Annotated in this window: 16 protein-coding genes; 12 read left to right on the top strand and 4 right to left on the bottom strand. The window is 63.4% G+C overall.

The annotated features are described in order from the left end of the window. Nucleotides 1-3: 3 nt before the first annotated feature. From EO094_RS06445 to EO094_RS06455, 3 genes are all read left to right on the top strand, one after another. Complete coding sequence (locus EO094_RS06445; RefSeq protein WP_128291410.1) at nt 4-624, top strand: biliverdin-producing heme oxygenase; 621 nt, start codon at nt 4-6, stop codon at nt 622-624. Nucleotides 625-902: 278 nt separating this feature from the next. After that, the gene (locus EO094_RS06450; RefSeq protein ID WP_128291411.1) at nt 903-3377 is read left to right on the top strand and encodes an ATP-binding protein; all 2475 of its coding nucleotides are present in this window, start codon (nt 903-905) and stop codon (nt 3375-3377) included. Beyond that, on the top strand, nt 3374-3742 hold the full coding sequence (locus EO094_RS06455; protein ID WP_128291412.1) for a response regulator: 369 nt from the start codon (nt 3374-3376) through the stop codon (nt 3740-3742). The genes EO094_RS06450 and EO094_RS06455 overlap by 4 nt, the downstream gene beginning before the upstream one ends. A gap of 24 nt (nt 3743-3766) precedes the next feature. On the opposite strand, the gene EO094_RS06460 is transcribed toward EO094_RS06455, so the two are convergent. The 3 genes from EO094_RS06460 to EO094_RS06470 form a co-directional block, all read right to left on the bottom strand. Beyond that, entirely contained in the window at nt 3767-4066 is a 300-nt protein-coding gene (locus EO094_RS06460; RefSeq protein ID WP_164879569.1) for an Hpt domain-containing protein, read from the bottom strand. Between the two features lie 243 nt (nt 4067-4309). Continuing rightward, on the bottom strand, nt 4310-5020 hold the full coding sequence (locus tag EO094_RS06465) for an HAD family hydrolase (RefSeq protein WP_342772734.1): 711 nt from the start codon (nt 5018-5020) through the stop codon (nt 4310-4312). A gap of 39 nt (nt 5021-5059) precedes the next feature. Next, a complete protein-coding gene (locus tag EO094_RS06470) occupies nt 5060-6097 on the bottom strand; it encodes a LacI family DNA-binding transcriptional regulator (protein ID WP_128291415.1) in 1038 nt (345 codons plus the stop codon). A 510-nt stretch (nt 6098-6607) separates the two neighbouring features. Here EO094_RS06470 and EO094_RS06475 point away from each other — a divergent pair. The 5 genes from EO094_RS06475 (at nt 6608) to EO094_RS06495 (ending at nt 12382) form a co-directional block, all read left to right on the top strand. After that, the gene (locus EO094_RS06475; protein WP_128291416.1) at nt 6608-7513 is read left to right on the top strand and encodes a substrate-binding domain-containing protein; all 906 of its coding nucleotides are present in this window, start codon (nt 6608-6610) and stop codon (nt 7511-7513) included. 144 nt (nt 7514-7657) lie between these two features. Continuing rightward, nucleotides 7658-9175, top strand: coding sequence for a sugar ABC transporter ATP-binding protein (locus EO094_RS06480; RefSeq protein ID WP_128291417.1), 1518 nt, complete (start codon nt 7658-7660; stop codon nt 9173-9175). Beyond that, nucleotides 9172-10131, top strand: coding sequence for an ABC transporter permease (locus EO094_RS06485; protein ID WP_092810799.1), 960 nt, complete (start codon nt 9172-9174; stop codon nt 10129-10131). Before EO094_RS06480 ends, EO094_RS06485 begins: the two co-directional genes overlap by 4 nt. Nucleotides 10132-10145: 14 nt before the next feature. Continuing rightward, nucleotides 10146-11096, top strand: coding sequence for a tagatose kinase (locus EO094_RS06490; RefSeq protein WP_128291418.1), 951 nt, complete (start codon nt 10146-10148; stop codon nt 11094-11096). Then, entirely contained in the window at nt 11093-12382 is a 1290-nt protein-coding gene (locus tag EO094_RS06495; protein ID WP_128291419.1) for a D-tagatose-bisphosphate aldolase, class II, non-catalytic subunit, read from the top strand. The genes EO094_RS06490 and EO094_RS06495 overlap by 4 nt, the downstream gene beginning before the upstream one ends. 99 nt (nt 12383-12481) lie before the next feature. Here the strand turns inward: EO094_RS06495 and EO094_RS06500 are convergent, their stop codons facing one another. Continuing rightward, nucleotides 12482-13495 carry an NADP-dependent oxidoreductase gene (locus tag EO094_RS06500; RefSeq protein ID WP_128291420.1) on the bottom strand — a complete coding sequence of 338 codons (1014 nt, stop codon included), beginning with the start codon at nt 13493-13495 and terminating at the stop codon, nt 12482-12484. A 134-nt stretch (nt 13496-13629) separates the two neighbouring features. Here EO094_RS06500 and EO094_RS06505 point away from each other — a divergent pair, with 134 nt between their 5' ends. From EO094_RS06505 to EO094_RS06520, 4 genes are all read left to right on the top strand, one after another. After that, on the top strand, nt 13630-14187 hold the full coding sequence (locus EO094_RS06505) for a flavin reductase family protein (RefSeq protein WP_128291421.1): 558 nt from the start codon (nt 13630-13632) through the stop codon (nt 14185-14187). A 7-nt stretch (nt 14188-14194) separates the two neighbouring features. Beyond that, nucleotides 14195-14773, top strand: coding sequence for an HD domain-containing protein (locus tag EO094_RS06510; protein ID WP_425455846.1), 579 nt, complete (start codon nt 14195-14197; stop codon nt 14771-14773). Between the two features lie 105 nt (nt 14774-14878). Beyond that, entirely contained in the window at nt 14879-16090 is a 1212-nt protein-coding gene (locus EO094_RS06515) for a putative DNA modification/repair radical SAM protein (RefSeq protein WP_128291423.1), read from the top strand. Next, on the top strand, nt 16090-17565 hold the full coding sequence (locus EO094_RS06520) for a UdgX family uracil-DNA binding protein (RefSeq protein WP_128291424.1): 1476 nt from the start codon (nt 16090-16092) through the stop codon (nt 17563-17565). Before EO094_RS06515 ends, EO094_RS06520 begins: the two co-directional genes overlap by 1 nt. Nucleotides 17566-17599 lie beyond the last annotated feature (34 nt).

Here is a 17599-nt window from a genome sequence, read left to right on the forward strand (position 1 = left end):
TTCATGAGTGCCACCGATTTCGCGCAATGTGTGGAACCGAGCCGGGCGAAACGGCTCAAGGCCGCGACGGACGAAACGCATCAGCGGCTCGACCAGACGGTCATGGCCTGCGACCCGTTTTCCAGCCTTGAACGCTACCGGTTGTTTTTGAAGATGCAGCATCGCGTGTTCTTCGACGTCGACGCGCTGTGTTTTCATCCCGAGCTCATCGCTCTCCTGCCGGACCTTCCCGAGCGGCGGCAGCTGCATCTCGTCGAGCAGGATTTCGCCGATCTCGGGCTCGTCCTGCCACCGCCGGAACTGGAGCCCGTCTTCGGCAAGGGCGCGATCGATGTGCCGACGGCGCTCGGCTATCTCTACGTCACCGAAGGCTCCAATCTCGGCGCGGCTTTTCTCATCAAGGAAGCCAAGAAGATCGGCCTGTCGGAGAGTTTCGGGGCGCGCCATCTCGCTGGTGCGGAAGAGGGCCGGGCCCGGTCCTGGCGAGCCTTCACGAATGCGCTCGACGCCGTCGAGCTTTCGCCGGAAGAGGAGGCCCGGGCCGTGGCCGGGGCGGAAGCCTCCTTCGAGCGCGTTTTCGTGCATGTCGAGAGTGCCTTCGGCAAGGTTCAGGCGCCCCGCTAGGGCTGCGCGCGGCAGCGGGGGACCGTTGCGCGCCGAAGCATGTGTGTGCCGCTTTGCGCCTGTTGCGCTCATTTTACATTCTGTCGTTGTTTTTTGCGCCTTGCGGCACATCGTGCTGCGGTTTTCGCGTGTTTGTGCGGTTGAGAGAACGCCGTCGGCCAGAGCTTTGTTCGTGCGCAGTTTACGAGATTGGCGGATAGAGCGACGCCGGCCTTGTATTCTTAAGCCTTTCCATCAACTTTGACGGGTGAAGATGCGCAGGCGGCGAAGATATTAGAATGCTCCAGTTTATCCATATGATCGAGAGTGCGGCTCTTGTGACGCTCGCCATCCTGGCGCTGTCGTTTCTCGGGCCGCGGCTCGACCGGTCGCATTGGCTGAAGGGCGGCGTCACCGGTCTGATTTTCGGATTGACGGGATTGTTGAGCATGGCGGCGCCGATCGTGCTTGCGCCGGGCATCGTGGTGGATGCGCGCAATGTCGTGATGGCGCTCTCTGCTGGTCTCGGCGGGCCGATCAGCACGGTCGTCACGGGCGCGATGCTCGTTGCCATGCGCGTCTGGTTCGGCGGGGCCGGGATGGTCGCCGGCATTTTCGCGATCCTTGTCGTGGGCGCTGGCTCGACGGTCGTCTGGTTCGTCATCAACCGGCGATATCAGGGGCGGCTCAACATCGGCGGGCTCTTTGCGCTTGCCGCGATCGCAGCGGCGACGCCGGCGCTCCTGCTCGTCTTCATCCCGAATCTGTCGGGGAAGATGGCCTTCTCCCTTCTGTCGCTGCTGGTGCCGACCAACTTCGTCGCTGTCATCGTGCTCGGGCTTTTGTTCCTGGGCGATCTGCAGAGACGCTGGGCAATCGCCGCCTATGGCGAAAGCCGGCTGTTGCTGCAGGCGATGGTCAACAACGCGCCGGGGGTTCTCTTTCAGCTCAAGGAGGAGCGGCCGGGCTCTGCCTCGTTCACCTATGTGTCGGCGGGCGTGAAGCGGTTCCTCGGCATCGGAGTGGAGGAATTGCTGGCGGATTCCTCGCATATCGACCGCCTGTTTTCGCCCAATGATCTGGCCCGGGTGAGGGAAAAGCTCGCCACTTCGGCGAGCAGCATGCAGTCCTGGGTGATGGAAGCCGAGCTCGCCGTTCGCGGTGGCGGCAAGGTGTGGGTGCGTATTGCCGCCAAACCCCGCATGGATCCGAGCGGCAAGGTGATCTGGGACGGCTCGCTCTTCGACATCACCGACCGCAAGCGCATGGAGCAGATGAAGAACGATTTCATCTCCACGGTCAGCCACGAATTGCGCACGCCGCTCACCTCCATCCGCGGCTCTCTCGGCCTTGTCGCCGGCGGTGCGGCCGGCGAGCTGCCTAAGAAGGCCGCGAGCCTGATCAACATCGCGCATTCCAACTCGGAACGGCTCGTGCGCCTCATCAACGATATCCTCGATATCGAAAAAATCGAGTCCGGGCGCATGCCCTTCGAACCGATACCGGTCGGGCTTCATCCCGCCGTCGAACAGGCGGTGGAGGCGAGCCGCGACTATCTTGCGGACCGGAATGTCGAGATCAGCGTCGTCGACGATGCACCGGATGCTAATCTCTACGTCGATCCCGACAGGCTGCATCAGGTGCTGACGAACCTCTTGTCGAATGCCATCAAATATTCGCCGGAAGACGGGACCGTCGTCGTCAATCTATGCCGCCATGGCGACAGTCTGCGCATCTCCGTCATCGACAACGGGCCGGGCATTCCCGAAGCCTTCAGGAGCCGTATTTTCCGACGCTTCGAGCAGGCTGATTCCTCGGCGACACGCCAGAAGGGCGGCACCGGCCTCGGCCTCAATATTGCGAAAGCCATCGTGGAGCGCTCCGGCGGGGACATCAGCTTTGAGAGCGAGCCGGACGTCCGCACCGTCTTCCATGTCGATCTTCCCGAATGGCACGTCACGCGCGAGGCATCGCCGGCGGTTGAGATGTCTTTGCCCGCCGAGACGTCGCGGACGGTTTTGATCTGCGAAGATGCCGAGGACGTTGCGGAACTGATTGCCGAGAACCTGCAGCAGGAAGGCTTTCAGAGCACGATCGCCCGCAATGTCGCAGCTGCACGCCGCGACATTGCTGCCAAGGATTATCTGGCCGTGATCGTCGATCTCGATCTGGAGAACGAGGCGGGTTTGTCGCTCATTCGCGAACTCTGCGATGCGACCGCCGACCGAGGCATGCCGGTCATCATGATTTCGGCCAGCATCGACGATGCGCAGCGGGTGCTCAACGGCTCTGCCGTCGGGGTGGCCGCGTGGCTGGAGCGGCCCAGGAACATGGAGGAGTTGCGGCGGGCGGCGTCAGTGATCGCGGCGCGTCTGTCGCACCGGCGCCCCTCCATCCTGCATGTGGAAGACGACGACAGCCTTCTGGAGGTGATGGCGGCCGAACTCGGCGAGGAGATGCAGGTCGTCAAGGCGCGCACGATCGCAGAAGCGAAAGCCGCTCTCTCGCGCACGACGTTCGATCTCGTCATCCTCGATCTCGGCCTGCCGGACGGACAGGGCGCCTGCCTTCTCGGCACGATCCCGAGCGGGACGGCGGTGATCATCTTTTCTGCTGCCGATGCGGAAAAGGATGTCGCCAAACGGGTGCAGGCGGCGATGACGAAGACCCGGACGTCGGAGAAGGCGATCGCCGATCTGGTGCGCAAGCTCGCCTTCGAGCACCTTGAAAAGGATGAGGCCGCGCAACGCCGCGAAATGGGAGCCATCAGATGAACTTTCGTGTGCTTTATGTCGACGACGAACCGGATATCCGCGAGGTCGCTGCGCTATCGCTCGAACTCGACGAGGCATTCACGGTGCGCACCTGTTCGTCGGGAACCGAAGCGCTCGTCGAGGCTCCCAAGTTCGAGCCGCATCTCATTCTGCTCGATGTGATGATGCCGGGTATGGATGGGCCGGAAACCCTGAAGCAGCTGAAAGCCGATCCGCGGACCGCTGACGTGCCGATCGTCTTCGTCACGGCGAAGACGCAGACGACGGAGATCGCTCGCTTCATGGCGATCGGTGCGGCCGGCGTCATCCGGAAGCCCTTCGATCCGATGACGCTTGCCGAGCAGGCCCGCAGTTATTTGAGCTGAAGAATGTGAGGCCGGCGCCGCGGGCTATTCTTCCGCGGCCGCCTCGAGAGCCTGAAGCAGGGCTTCAAGCGCTTCGCGGCTTTCTGCGCAGGTGCAGGAAGTTCGCCGCATTACCTGCTCGGCCCGCAAAGCGCGCTCGCTGATTTCGGGATAGCCGAAAGTTCCGCCCGCCCCGGCGAGCGAATGCACACGCAGGATCAGCTCCGCCTCTTCGTCGGACGAGAGCGGCTCATTGCGATTGATGAGTTCGTAGATCCAGTCGTGCTCGCGCCGGCAGCGCTTACGAAAGCGGTTGTGGATCGATCCGGAAGTGGGGGCCGACATCTGCGCTCCTGGAGACGGTGTCTCGCCTTCGGGTCTATGGCGCTGGCTGGCGGAGACGCTGCCTGCCAGAATGTCTCTCTTTGAATGCCATCGCCCAAACTGCAGGGCCACCACGACAGGCATACGCAGTTGCGGTTAAAAAAAGACTGGCAGGTCTCGTAAATACCTAACGATTTGCCGGCTTAATACCGGTTTGAGTGCGTGCCGCCGATGCTTCTTGCAAGGCGCCCGCGGCGCGCTGCTTCAGCGTTCGATGTGGGAGAGAAGGAAGGGCCGCAGGCGCGGATCGTGGTAATCGCGGATTGCAAGTGCCGCACCCGCGTCCAGCAAAGCCTTCTCTTCAAGGCTCGAGCGAAGGCCGACGGTCGGCACGCCTGCCTTCACGGCTGCCGTCAAACCCGGGATCGCATCTTCGAAGGCGACCGAGTTTTCAGGGGCGACGCCGAGCCGCTCCATCGCCGTTTGATAGGGCAGTGGATCCGGCTTGCCGCGCGGAAGCTCGTCAGCGGAGATCAGGATGTCGAACGCGTCGGAAAGCCCGACACCGGCTAGGATCGCCTGCTGATTGGCGATCGGCGCATTGGTGACGAGCGCGAGCCCCCAGCTCTTGTCGCGGGCCCAGGAGAGAAGCTCGGGCAGCCCGGCGATCGGCTCCGCACCCCGCTCCAGAAGCTCGCGGAACAGCGCTTCCTTCTCATCGGCGATGTCGGCGTGCCGCGATGCGTCGATATGGGGGAAGAGTTCGGCGCAAATCTCGTCGTTGGTGTGTCCGGAGATGCGGGTGCGGAAGATCTCTTCGTCGATCTCGGCGCCGTATTTCTCACCGATCTTCTGAAAGGCCTCGTAATGATAGGGATCGCTGTCCATCACCGTGCCGTCGAGGTCGATGAGGAGAGCGCCTTTGAGCGAGCGGGAAGGGGACAGGATGGCCTCGTTCGGGTGAGAGGTTGAGATTTGCGTAGGCCCCGGTGCTCAGGACCGTGAGCGCGTGCCTCAGGCGGAATCGCGCATGATCAGCTTTGCTTCAAGAAGCGTCGGCCCGGCTGGTTCCGTTTTCGACGGCGTTTCGTCGGATTTGCCGATCATATCGAGAAGACGTTTCAGGCTTGTGGTCGCAAGCCCCGAATAATCCTGGGCAACAGTCGTCAGGGCAGGACAGGTGTAGCGGCTCAAGGGATGATCGTCATGGCCCGCGACCCGGAGATCGGCGTCGGCGCTGCGGCCGATCTTGAGACCGCGCTGATAGGCGGCCGCCATGACGCCGAAGGCGAGGCGGTCGTTGGCGCAGAGGACCGAGCGCGTCGGAAAGCCGCCGCGGGCGAGGATCTTGTTGGTCTCCTCAAAGCCGACGGTTTCAAAATCCCAGTCGGCGGATTCCACGGAGAGCACATGCGCCTCGAAGCCGAGATTGGCCATCGCCCGTTCATAGGCGGCGCGGCGTTCCGTGGCGTTGCGGTTGACGCGCGGCATTTCGAGGAAGCAGGGGCGCTCGCCGGTGCGGCAGAGATATTCCACCATCAAGGAGACGCTCTGCGCATTGTCGGTGCCGACGAAGGGCTGGTCTTCGGCAGCGCGCGAATCGAGGAAGACGAGCGGCATCGCCTGGCGCAGCTCGCGGATGAGGCCTGCATCGGATTCGTAGCCGAGCGGCGCGACGACGGCGCCCGAGAGCTTCAGAGATTGGAGCATCTGGATGGCTTTTGCCTCCAGATCCGGCTCGCCGTGCGAGCTCAACACGATCGCCCAATAGCCCTGGCGAAGGCTCGAAATCTCGATCTGCCTGACGATCTCCGCATAGAACGGGTCGGAGATGTGGGGGACGATGACGCCGATGTTGCGCGGATTGCGGCGGTTCAGGTTCACCGCGAAAATGTTCGGCTGATAATTGTGGCGCGCCAGCGCCTCCTCGATGCGCTGCCGGGTGGAGGCGCGCACGGAACTCGGGTCCTGAAAGTACTTGGAGATGGTCGGACGGGAGATGCCGGCGGCGGCCGCGAAATCCTCCATGTTCCTGATTTTCTTGCCGCTCATCGGGAGGTTCCGCAGCTGTCTCTGTCGAGGTTGGCGTTGCTTTGGGCCGGCCAGGAGATTCGGACGGCGAAGGAATTCGGCATGATTGAACCGATTTCCGGCTCAATCCAAAACGAAGACAATCGGCCACGCTCCTTTTTGCCGTGACGAGAGGTGGGCGGTCACGGACAAGTTATCTGGCACGCGACATTCCAATTCTTTACGCGCGACAAATTTAAATTGACATTTTGTCCCATGAAGTGTCATCTGGCGTCAATAACAATTTGATGAAAGGAGGCGCGGCCCGTGCCCGCGCATGTGCCGGTTCAGATTTGTCGTGGTCCCGTTTTCGCCTCTCTAGGCACGGCTTTCGCCGCTGCCGGTGATGCGCGGTGAGATGACCCGAAGATCGGAAGCTGGCGCCTCGGCGCGACGAGAAAAGCCGTTCGCGACAAAGCCAGTGATCGGGCGCCGTTCATGCTCGCCATCAGGAAAGGCGGAGCGCACCGCCCGATAATCAGGAGGAAGCCTATGTTCAAAAGTTTCGTTTCGAAGTCCCTGCTCGCCGCCGGGATCGCGCTCGCCGGGTTCGCCGGCCCGGCATCTGCCGAGGGGATCGGGGCTTCGCTCCTGACCCAGCAGCATCCGTTCTACATCGCGCTCGCTGACGCCATGCGCGCCGAGGCGCAGGCCGAAGGCGTGCCGCTCGAGATCAAGATCGCCAACCAGGATCTCAACAAGCAGTTCGCCGACGTCGAGGATTTCATCACCAAGGGCGTCGACGCCCTCGTCATCTCGCCGGTCGATTCCACCGGCGTGCGCACCGTCATCGGGCGTGCCCAGAAGGCCGGCATCAAGGTCATCACCGTCGACGTGCCGGCGAAGAACGTCGATGTCACCTCCTATGTCGGCACCGACAATTATGCCGGCGGCGTGAAGGCGGGCGAGCTCATGGCCAAGATGATCGGCGACAAGGGCAAGGTCGCCATCATCGACTATCCGATGGTTGCCTCGGTCGTCGCCCGCACCGATGGCTTCAGGAAGGCGATGGAGTCGCATCCCGACATCGAGATTGTGGCCCAGCAGGCCGGCATCACGCGTTCTGAAGCGCTGACGACGGCGCAGAACATTTTGCAGGCGCATCCCGATCTCGACGGCATTTTCGGCTTTGGCGATGACGCGGCTCTGGCTGCGGCTTCGGCTGTCGCCTCCGCCGGGCTTCAGGACCAGGTGAAAGTCATCGGCTTCGATGGCATGAAGGAAGCCCGCGACGCGGTCGCCAGCAATCCCGTCATGGTGGGCGTGATCGCGCAGTATCCCGAGGAAATGGGCAAGGTCGCGGTCGAGACGGCCGTCAAGGTCATGAACGGCGAAGAGGTTGCGGCCGAGCAGCCGATCGAGCCGGGCGTCGTCACCAAGGACGGCGAGACCAAGTAGCGAGAAGAGGTCAGGAGAGAGCCGCCCCCCACTCTCTCCTCCTGTGCCCCGCGCCCACCCCCTCATCTGGTGGGCGCGGGCACTTCCTCGCCACCTGACAGCCTTCCTGCCAGTCTTCCTGCCAGCTTCGGCGGAGCTTTCGCCATGACCGCCCCCCAAGACGAGACGGTTCTCGACATCCGCAACGTGACCAAGACCTTCGGGCCGGTCACGGCGCTCAAAGACATGACGCTCTCGGTGAAGAAGGGACGCGTCCACACGCTCATCGGCGAAAACGGTGCCGGCAAGAGCACCTTGATGAAGATCCTCGCCGGGGTGCATCCGCAGACCTCGGGCGAGATTACCTTCAAGGGCGAGCCTTATCGACCGAAGAGCCCGCGCGAGGCGCGGCTTTCGGGCCTGACGATCGTCTTCCAGGAGCTGAGCCTGTGCCGCCACATGACTGTGGCGGAGAACATTTTCGCGACGCACGAGCCGAACCGCTTCGGCTTCATCGATGACGCGGAACTGGTGCGCAAGGCCGAAGAGCTGATCGAAGAACTCGGCCTGCCGATCAAGGCTCGCGCCAAGGTCAGCCAGCTCTCGATCGCCCGCCGGCAGCTCGTCGAGATCGCCAAGGGGCTGAGCTATCCCGCCGATCTCGTTATTCTCGACGAGCCGACCTCGTCGCTGTCGGAAAGCGAGGCGGAAATCCTGTTCTCGCTGATCGGGCGCCTCAAGGAGAAGGGCGTCACGGTCATCTATATCTCGCACCGCATGGAAGAGATCATGCGGCTTTCCGACGACATCACCGTCATCCGCGACGGCGAGCTCGTCGGCACGATGGCGCGCGAAGAGACGAGCATCGACAAGCTGATCGCCATGATGGTGGGACGCGAGATGCACGACATCTACCCGCCGCGCGTGGCGCCGAAGCCCGGACCAGAGGTCGAGCCGGTCCTGCGTGTCGATGGGCTGAATGGCGGGCATCTCTTCCACGACGTGACGTTCGATGCCCGCCCCGGCGAGGTGCTCGGCTTCTTTGGGCTGGTCGGCTCGGGTCGCTCCGACGTCATGAATGCGCTGTTCGGCGTGAAGCGGCCGGAAGGCGGCGAGATCTTTCTCGATGGCAAGAAGATCCGGCCGCGCTCGCCCGACGATGCGATCCGGCACGGCATCGCCTTCCTCACCGAAAACCGCAAGGAAGAGGGGCTCGTTCTCGCCCACACGGTTGAGCGCAACATCAACATGGTGTCGCTCGGCGATATCTCGAACGCCTTCGGCTTTGCCAGGCGCTCCGCCGAGCGCCGTGCAGCCGAAGACGAGGTCGCGCGGCTGACGATCAAGACCGACACGATCGACACGCCGGCCGCGAACCTTTCCGGCGGCAACCAGCAAAAGATCGTGCTCGCCAAATGGCTGCGCATCAAGCCGCGCATCCTGATCCTCGACGAGCCGACGCGTGGCGTCGATGTCGGGGCGAAATTCGAGATCTACCGGATTATCCGGCAATTGGCCGCCGATGGGGCCGCCATCCTGATGGTGTCTTCCGATCTGCCGGAAGTGCTCGGCCTCTCCGACCGGCTCGTCATCATGCACGACAAGAAGGTCGCCAACATCCTCGACGGGGAGGGGCTCACGCCTGAGACCGTCATGACCTACGCCGCAGGAATGCAATCATGAAGAGCTTCGTCTCGAAATTCACCTCGGCGCCGGCCGTTCGCGAATATGGCGGCATCGTCGCTTCGCTGATCGTGCTCTGTGTCGTCTTTTCGGTGCTGAGCCCGCGCTTTCTCGTCTTCTACAATCTGCTCAACATCGTGCAGCAGGTGTCGGTGGTGGCGGTGCTCGCCTTCGGCATGACCTATGTCATTCTCCTCGGCGAAATCGATCTCTCTGTCGGCTCGATCCTGGCGGTCGCCGGAATGGTGGCAGCGCAATGTTTCGCGATCGGTTTGGGCTTCTGGCCGACCCTCGGACTGACGCTTTTGTCCGGCGCGATCATGGGGGCCTTCAACGGCGTGCTCGCGGCCTATCTGTTGCTGCCGTCGTTCATCGTGACTGTGGCGACGATGGGGATTTTTCGCGGGCTCGTATCGCTGCCGACGGGCGGCCTGCCGGCGCCGATCAACAACGATGCCTGGCTTGCGATCGGGGCTGAGAACTGGCTCGGCCTGCCGATCATCATCTGGATCGTGCTGGCGCTCTTCGCCTTCAATTTCGTGCTTCTCGCCAAGACGGTGTTCGGGCGGCGCGCCTATCTCGCGGGCGGCAACAAGGAAGCGGCGGTCTATTCCGGCATCCGCGTGAAGCGCATCAAGGTGATCATCTTCACCATTTCCGGCGTGATGGCGGCCGTCGGCGGCATCCTTCTGTCGTCGCGTCTCGGCTCGGCGCAGACCAATGCCGGTCTCGGCTACGAGCTCGATGCGATCGCGGCTGCCGTGCTCGGCGGGACCAGCCTTGCCGGCGGCGTCGGCACCATGGTCGGCACGCTTCTCGGCGCGCTCATCATCGGCATCATCAACAACGGCATGAGCCTTCTGTCGGTGCCGTATTTCTACCAGCTCATCGTCAAGGGCCTCGTCATTCTGCTGGCGGTGTGGATCGACGTGCGCTCCAAAACCAACCGCGGCTGAAGCCCGCTCATCTCATGAAGAAGATCGTTACCATCGGCGAAGTGCTCGTCGAGATCATGGCCGAGGAGCGCGGCAACGGCTTTCTGGAGCCGATCACGCTCGTCGGCCCATTCCCTTCCGGTGCGCCCGCCATCTTCATCGATCAGGTCGCAAAACTCGGCCAGCCTTGCGGCCTCATCAGCGCCGTCGGCCCGGACGATTTCGGCACCGTGAATCTGGAGAGGCTGAGGGCGGACGGGGTCGATGTCTCCGCCATCGCCGTCATCCCCGATGCCGTCACCGGCTCCGCCTTCGTGCGCTACCGCGAGGACGGCAACCGCGATTTCATCTTCAATATCCGGCACTCGGCCTGCGGACAGGTGAGCCTCGATCAGGGCGCCGAAAAGATGCTGCGCGCGGCGGACCATCTGCATGTGATGGGCTCGTCGCTCTTCTCCGACGAGATCATTTCCTTGATCCGCACCGCGGTCGAGCGGGTGAAGGCGAAAGGCGGCAGCGTCTCCTTCGATCCCAATATCCGCAAGGAGATGCTGGATTTTCCGGGCATGCGGGAGGCGCTCGTCCATATCTTCGAGAATGCCGACATCTTCCTGCCGAGCGGCGACGAGCTCTTCCTCTTCACCGAGGCGAAGGAGGAGGCGGCGGCGATCGAGGAAATCCTGACGCGCGGCACGAAAGCCGTGGTCATCAAGCGCGGCAGTGAAGGGGCGAGCTATTTCGACGCCTCGGGTGAGACGCGCGTGCCGGCGTTTTCCGTCGATGAGATCGATCCGACCGGGGCCGGCGACAGTTTCGGTGCCACCTTCGTGACCTTCTGGCTGCGCGGCGTCTCGCCCGAAGACGCGCTGTTGATGGCGAATGCGAGCGGGGCGCGCGCCGTCGGCGTCAAAGGGCCGATGTCGGGCACATCGACAGGCGCCGAGCTTCAAGACTTCATCGAACGACACAAAGGCATAAGGGCATGAGCACGGCCTATCTGGCGAGCCTGCCAAGGCGGCATCAGGCACATGAGAATGTCGGCATTTCCTCCATCTGCTCGGCGCATCCGATGGTCATCGAGGCGACGCTACGCCATGGCCTCAAGAGTGGCGGCCCGGTCCTGATCGAGGCGACCTGCAACCAGGTCAATCACGAGGGCGGCTATACCGGCATGACGCCGGCGGATTTCCGCCGCTTCGTCGAAGAGATCGCCTCAAAGGTCGGTTTCGACACGAGCCGGCTCATCCTTGGGGGCGACCATCTCGGTCCCAATCCCTGGAAAAGCCTTCCGGCCGAAGAGGCGCTGGGCAAGGCCGAGGCCATGGTGGAGGCCTTCGTGAAGGCCGGTTTCACCAAAATCCATCTCGATACCTCGATGGGATGCGCGGGCGAAAGCGTGGCGCTCGCTGACGAGGTGACGGCGGAGCGGGCGGCGCGGCTTGCCGCCGTATCGGAAAGGGCGGCGAAGGCATCGGGCTTCGATCTTCCTGTCTATGTCATCGGCACGGAAGTGCCGATCCCGGGCGGGGCGATGGAAGAGATCGAAGAGCTTGCCGTCACCGATCCGGAAGCGGCACTCGCCACCGTCGAGGTGCATCGTGCGGCTTTTGCTGCGCGTGGGCTCGAGGATGCGTTCGCTCGCGCCATCGGCGTCGTCGTGCAGCCGGGCGTCGAATACGGCAACGAGAACATCGTTTTCTACGACCGGGCGAAGGCGGCCTCGTTGAGTGCGGTCCTGTCGAAGATGCCGCAATTCGTCTTCGAGGCGCATTCGACCGATTATCAGCCGGTGGAGCTTCTGGCGGGCCTGGTCGACGATGGCTTTCCGATCCTGAAGGTCGGGCCGGCGCTCACCTTCGCCTATCGCGAGGCGCTTTACGGGCTCGATCAGATTGCGGTCGAGCTCGACGGGCTTTCGCCTGAAGAGACGCTGAAGCACGCGATGGAAGAGGTGCTCGTCGGCGATCCGCGCGAATGGGCGAAATATTACCACGGCAGCGACGCGGAGAAGCGCATCAACCGCCATTTCAGCTATTCCGACCGCATCCGCTATTACTGGCCGCAGCCGAAGGCCGTTGCCGCGGTGACGACGCTCCTGACGCGCCTCAAGGGCCGGCAATTGCCGCTGCCGCTCATCAGTCAGTATCTCGGCGCGCTCTACCCGGCGGTGGCGGACGGACGGCTTGCGGCGACGCCCGAGGCCCTGATCCTTGCCAATATCGAGCGCGTCGTGTCGACCTATGCCGCGGCGGCGCGCACACCCGCGGTGTGATTTTTTCAGGCGTTGCGGTCTCGGCCGTCACGTCTTTCCGTGATGACAAAGCCCCCGCCGCGGCGGGGGCTTTTTTCGTGATGGCGTGTTTTCGTCGGCTCAGGCGACTTTGACGATCAGCTTGCCGAAATTCTTGCCTTCCAGAAGGCCGATGAAGGCGTCGGGCGCCTTGTCCAGTCCTTCGACGATATCTTCCTTGTAACGGATGCGTCCGTCCGCGACCCAGCTGCCCATTTCCTTGATGAAGTCCGGCATCTGATCCTTGAATTCCGTCTGAATGAAGCCGCGGATGGTGAGGCTCTTCGTCAGGATATCGCGCATCAAGCCCGGCAGCTTGTCCGGGCCTTCGAACGGGCCGGTGGCGTTGTATTGCGAGACGAGGCCGCAGACGGGCATGCGCGCATAAAAGTTGAGAAGCGGGCGCACGGCCTCGAAGACGGCACCGCCGACGTTTTCGAAATAGACGTCGATGCCGTCCGGGCAGGCGGCCTTCAGATCCTCCGCGAATGTTTCGGAGCGATGGTCGATCGCCGCGTCGAAGCCGAAGTCTTCCGTGAGCGCCCGGCACTTCTCCGGTCCGCCGGCGATGCCGACGGCACGTGCGCCCTTGATTTTTGCGATCTGGCCGACGGCGGAACCTACAGGGCCGGTCGCCGCGGCGACGACGACCGTTTCGCCTTCCTTCGGCTTTCCGAGCGTGAGAAGCGCCGAATAGGCGGTGAAGCCCGGCATGCCGAGGACGCCGAGGGCGGTCGTCACCGGTACCTTCTCGGGATCGAGTTTGCGCAGATGAGCGGCTTTTGCGACCGCATGTGTCTGCCAGCCGGAATAGGAGAGGACCATATCGCCGAAGGCAAAGTTCGGGTCGCGGCTTTCCACGACCTCCGCCACGGTGCCGCCTTCCATCACGGCGCCGACCTCGACCGGGGCGGCGTAGGATTTTGCCGCGCTCATGCGCCCGCGCATATAGGGATCGAGCGAGAGGTAACGGATCTTGAGGAGGACTTCGCCCTCCTTCGGCGCCGGCACGGACGCGGTCTCCGTGCGGAAATTCTCTGGCGTCGGCCGGCCCTCGGGGCGTGACGCGAGGAGTATCTGCGTGCTTTCTGTCATGGAATGAACCTGATTGAGATGTGAGTGGATGTGTTGCTGCATCTATGCCGCATGCGTGCCTTGGCGAGGCCTCACCGGGTCTCAGACGGCATTCGGCGGTGGGATGGAGCCATGCCATTTCGGAGAGGCAGAAGATGACGGCGGTGAAGAAAATCGATTTCGACGTGTCGGATGTGCGGCGCTATCTGGAGCCCGGGCCGGTCGTGCTCGTCTCGTCCGCCCATCAAGGCGAGCACGACATCATGACGATGGGCTGGCACACGATCATGGAATTCTCGCCCTCGCTCGTCGGCTGCATGATCTCCGCCGGCAACCATTCCTTCGAGCTCATCCGTGCGAGTGGCGAATGCGTCATCAATCTGCCGACGACGGCGCTCACCGATACCGTCGTCAAGATCGGCAACACCTCCGGAGAACGGATCGACAAGTTCAAGGATTTCGGCCTGACGGCCGAGGCGGCCGAGATGGTGGGCGCCCCGATGATCGGCGAATGCCACGCCAATTTCGAATGCCGGCTGTTCGAGGATGCGCTCGTCGGGCGCTACAATTTCTTCGTCTTCGAGGTGGTGAAGGCGCATGTGGCGCCGGAGCCGGAACATCCTGAAACGCTGCATTACAAGGGCGGCGGCATCTTCATGGTCTCTGGCGAAATCATCGACAAGAGCGCGCTCTTCCGTCCGGGCATGCTGTGAGGGGATGATGAGGCAGGAGGATCTTTCCGGCGCCCTCGATTTTCTGCGCGCGGCGGAGCGGCTCAAGGACACGTTCCGCTCCGGCTTTACGGCGGAGGGACGGCCGGAGAGCACGGCCGCGCACACCTGGCGCCTCGCCCTGATGGCGATCGTTTTCGAGAAGGATCTCGGCGACATCGACTTCGGCCATCTTCTCAAGATCTTGATCGTGCACGATCTCGGCGAAGCGCTGTCGGGCGACGTGCCGGCGGTTGCGCAGATGCCGGGCGAGGAGAAGGCCGCGCAGGAGCGCGCCGATCTTCTGCAACTGACCGCGCCGCTCGACCCGGCACGGCGGCAGGCGATCCTCCATCTCTGGGAGGAGTATGAGGCGGGGGCGACGCCGGAGGCGCGGCTCGCCAAGGGGCTCGATAAGCTCGAGACGATCCTTCAGCACAATCAGGGGCTTAACCCGCTCGACTTCGATTATCGATTCAATCTCGATTATGGGAGGCGCGCGACCGACGCTCATCCTTTGCTTCAAGAGATCCGGGCGGTGCTGGACGCGGAGACGGAGGCGCGTGCGGAAAATTCTCGAGTCGATTGAGGTCGATGGCCTGAACTTCGGAGATTGTGATTCAGACAGACTGATTCAGCCCGGGCGCCACATAAGCCCGTTGCGAACAAAAGAAGAACATGGCATCATCCCGGCATGGATGAGAAGCTCGCAACCAAGCTCGGCATTCTGGCGGACGCGGCAAAATATGACGTGTCCTGCGCCTCGTCGGGCGCGCCGAAGCGCAAGGCGGGGAAGAACGGGCTCGGCGCGACGGCGCCGTCCGGCATCTGCCACGCCTTCACGCCGGACGGGCGCTGCGTCTCGCTTCTGAAAATCCTTCTGACGAATTACTGCCTGTTCGACTGCGCCTATTGCATCAACCGGCGCTCCTCGAACGTGCCGCGGGCGCGTTTCTCGGTCGAGGAGGTGGTGCGGCTCACGCTCGAATTCTACAAACGCAACTATATCGAAGGCCTCTTCCTCTCCTCCGGCATTGCGCGCTCGCCCGACCGGACGATGGAGGAGATGATGCGGGTGGCGAAGACGCTCCGGCGCGTCCACGGCTTTCGGGGCTATATCCATCTCAAGGCCATTCCGGAGGCGAGCCCGTGGCTGATCGAGGAGGCGGGGCGGTACGCTGACCGGTTGTCGATCAATCTGGAGCTTGCGAGCGGGGCGAGCCTGAAAGCGCTCGCGCCGGAAAAGAACGACCGGACGATCACCGAGGCGATGGGGCAGATGCATGAGCGCATCTTGGAGGCGCGCGACGAGCGACGGCGTTTCTCGCCCGCCGGGCAGAGCACGCAGGTGATCGTCGGGGCGGATGATGTGAAGGATGCCGCGATCATTCGCGCGAGCGCCAGGCTCTATGACGATTACGCGTTGAAGCGGGTCTATTATTCCGCCTTCAGCCCGATCCCCGAGGCGAGCCTGCTTCTGCCGGCGAAGGCGCCGCCGCTTCGCCGGGAAAACCGGCTTTATCAGGCGGACTGGCTGATGCGGTTTTACGGGTTTTCGGCCGACGAGGTCGCGGAAAGCGGCGAGGACGGCATGCTGGCGCTCGATGTCGATCCGAAGCTTGCCTGGGCGCTGAAGCATCGCGAGCGCTTTCCCGTCGACGTCAATCGCGCGGAGCGGGAGATGCTTTTGCGGGTGCCGGGGCTCGGGCAGAGGGCCGTGGAGCGTATTCTCACCTCGCGCCGGCACCAGAAGCTGCGACTTCCAGATCTCGCGCGGCTGACGGCGGGCCTGAAACGGGCGCTGCCGTTTCTCGTCACGCCGGACCACCGGCCCGTCTCCCTCATCGACCGGCTCGATCTGCGGCAAAGGCTCGCCGAGCCGGCCCAGCAAATGAGCCTGTTCTGATGAGCCGCGTGCGCATCGATATGAAGGCGGGGGCGGATCTCGACGGTTTTCGCCGGGCGCTGCGCATCTTCGTGCGCGACCGGGTCGCGCCGGACGATGTCGTCTTCGCGGCGGAGGGTGTGCAGGATCTCTTCGGCGCGCCGCTTGCCGGAGAGGCGCCGCCGGTCGTCTTGCCGCGCGCCGTGACACGGCTCATCGCCGATGTCGTCTGTCACCGCGACCACGAGCGCTATGGGCTTCTCTACCGGCTCGTGTGGAGAATTCTGAAGGGCGAGCGCGGGCTCCTCGAGGTGGCGAGCGATCCGCTCGTCTACCGTCTTGCGCGCATGCAGCAGGAGGTGCGGCGCGACATCCATCATATGCATGGCTTTCTGCGCTTTCGCCGTGTGGTGACGGAGGGAGGCGTGACGGAGGGCGAGACTGAGAGCTCTGGCATCGAGGAAAAAGAACGCTTCGTCGCCTATTTCGAGCCGGTGCATTTCACCTTGGCTGCGGCCGCGCCTTTTTTCGCCGAGCGTTTCGCCAATATGGCCTGGTCGATCCTGACGCCCGACGGCTCGCTCCACTGGGACGGCAAAAAGCTGGTCGAAGGGCCGCCGGCGCGCCGCGACCCGGCCGCTGCCGGCGACGGTTTCGAAGAGGGGTGGCGGACCTATTATGCGGCGACGTTCAACCCGGCGCGGGCCAATCCCAAATTGATGGCGCAGCATATGCCGCGGCGCTACTGGGCCGACATGCCGGAGGTGGCGGCGATCCCGGAACTCGTCAGCTTCGCGCCGGTGCGGGTGCGCGAGATGATCGCGCGCGAGGCGGCCGCGTCGCCCAAGCGCGCGCCGGAGAAGGCGCTCCAGAAAATGCGTGAGGGTCGTCCGAAGAGCCTGCAAGACCTCAACGCGCTGATCGCTGCCTCGGAACCGCTGGTGTCAGGGGCGGTGCCGGGAGCGACGCGTGCGGTGCTCGGCGAGGGCCCTCTAGATGCCGACATCGTCTTTGTCGGCGAGCAGCCGGGCGATCAGGAGGATCGTCAGGGAAGGCCATTTGTCGGGCCGGCCGGCCAGCTTCTTGATCGGGCGATGGCGGAGGCCGGCATCGACCGCGGCTCGGTTTATCTCACCAATGCCGTGAAGCACTTCAAGTTCGAGATGCGCGGCAAGCGGCGCATCCACCAGAAGCCCACCTTGTCGGAGGTGAAGCATTATCGCTGGTGGCTGATGGCGGAGCTTGAATTTTTGTCGCCGCGCCTCGTCGTGACGCTCGGCGGGACGGCGGCGCTGGCGCTTTCGGGGCGACAGGTTTCCGTGACGAAGATGCGCGGCCGGCAGGAGTTTCCGCCTTTTGCCGGCTTCCTCACCGTGCATCCATCCTATCTTCTGCGACTGCCGGATGCGGAGGCCAAGGCGAGTGCTTACTGTGCCTTCGTCGACGATCTTCGGCAGGTGCGCGAGATTGCGGGCGAGAGACTGAAGGCGGCCTGAAGAGCCGATTTGAGGAGCCGGCCTGGGGCGGCTG

The organism is Afifella aestuarii (assembly GCF_004023665.1).
In the GTDB taxonomy this organism is placed as follows: Bacteria; Pseudomonadota; Alphaproteobacteria; order Rhizobiales; family Afifellaceae; genus Afifella; species Afifella aestuarii.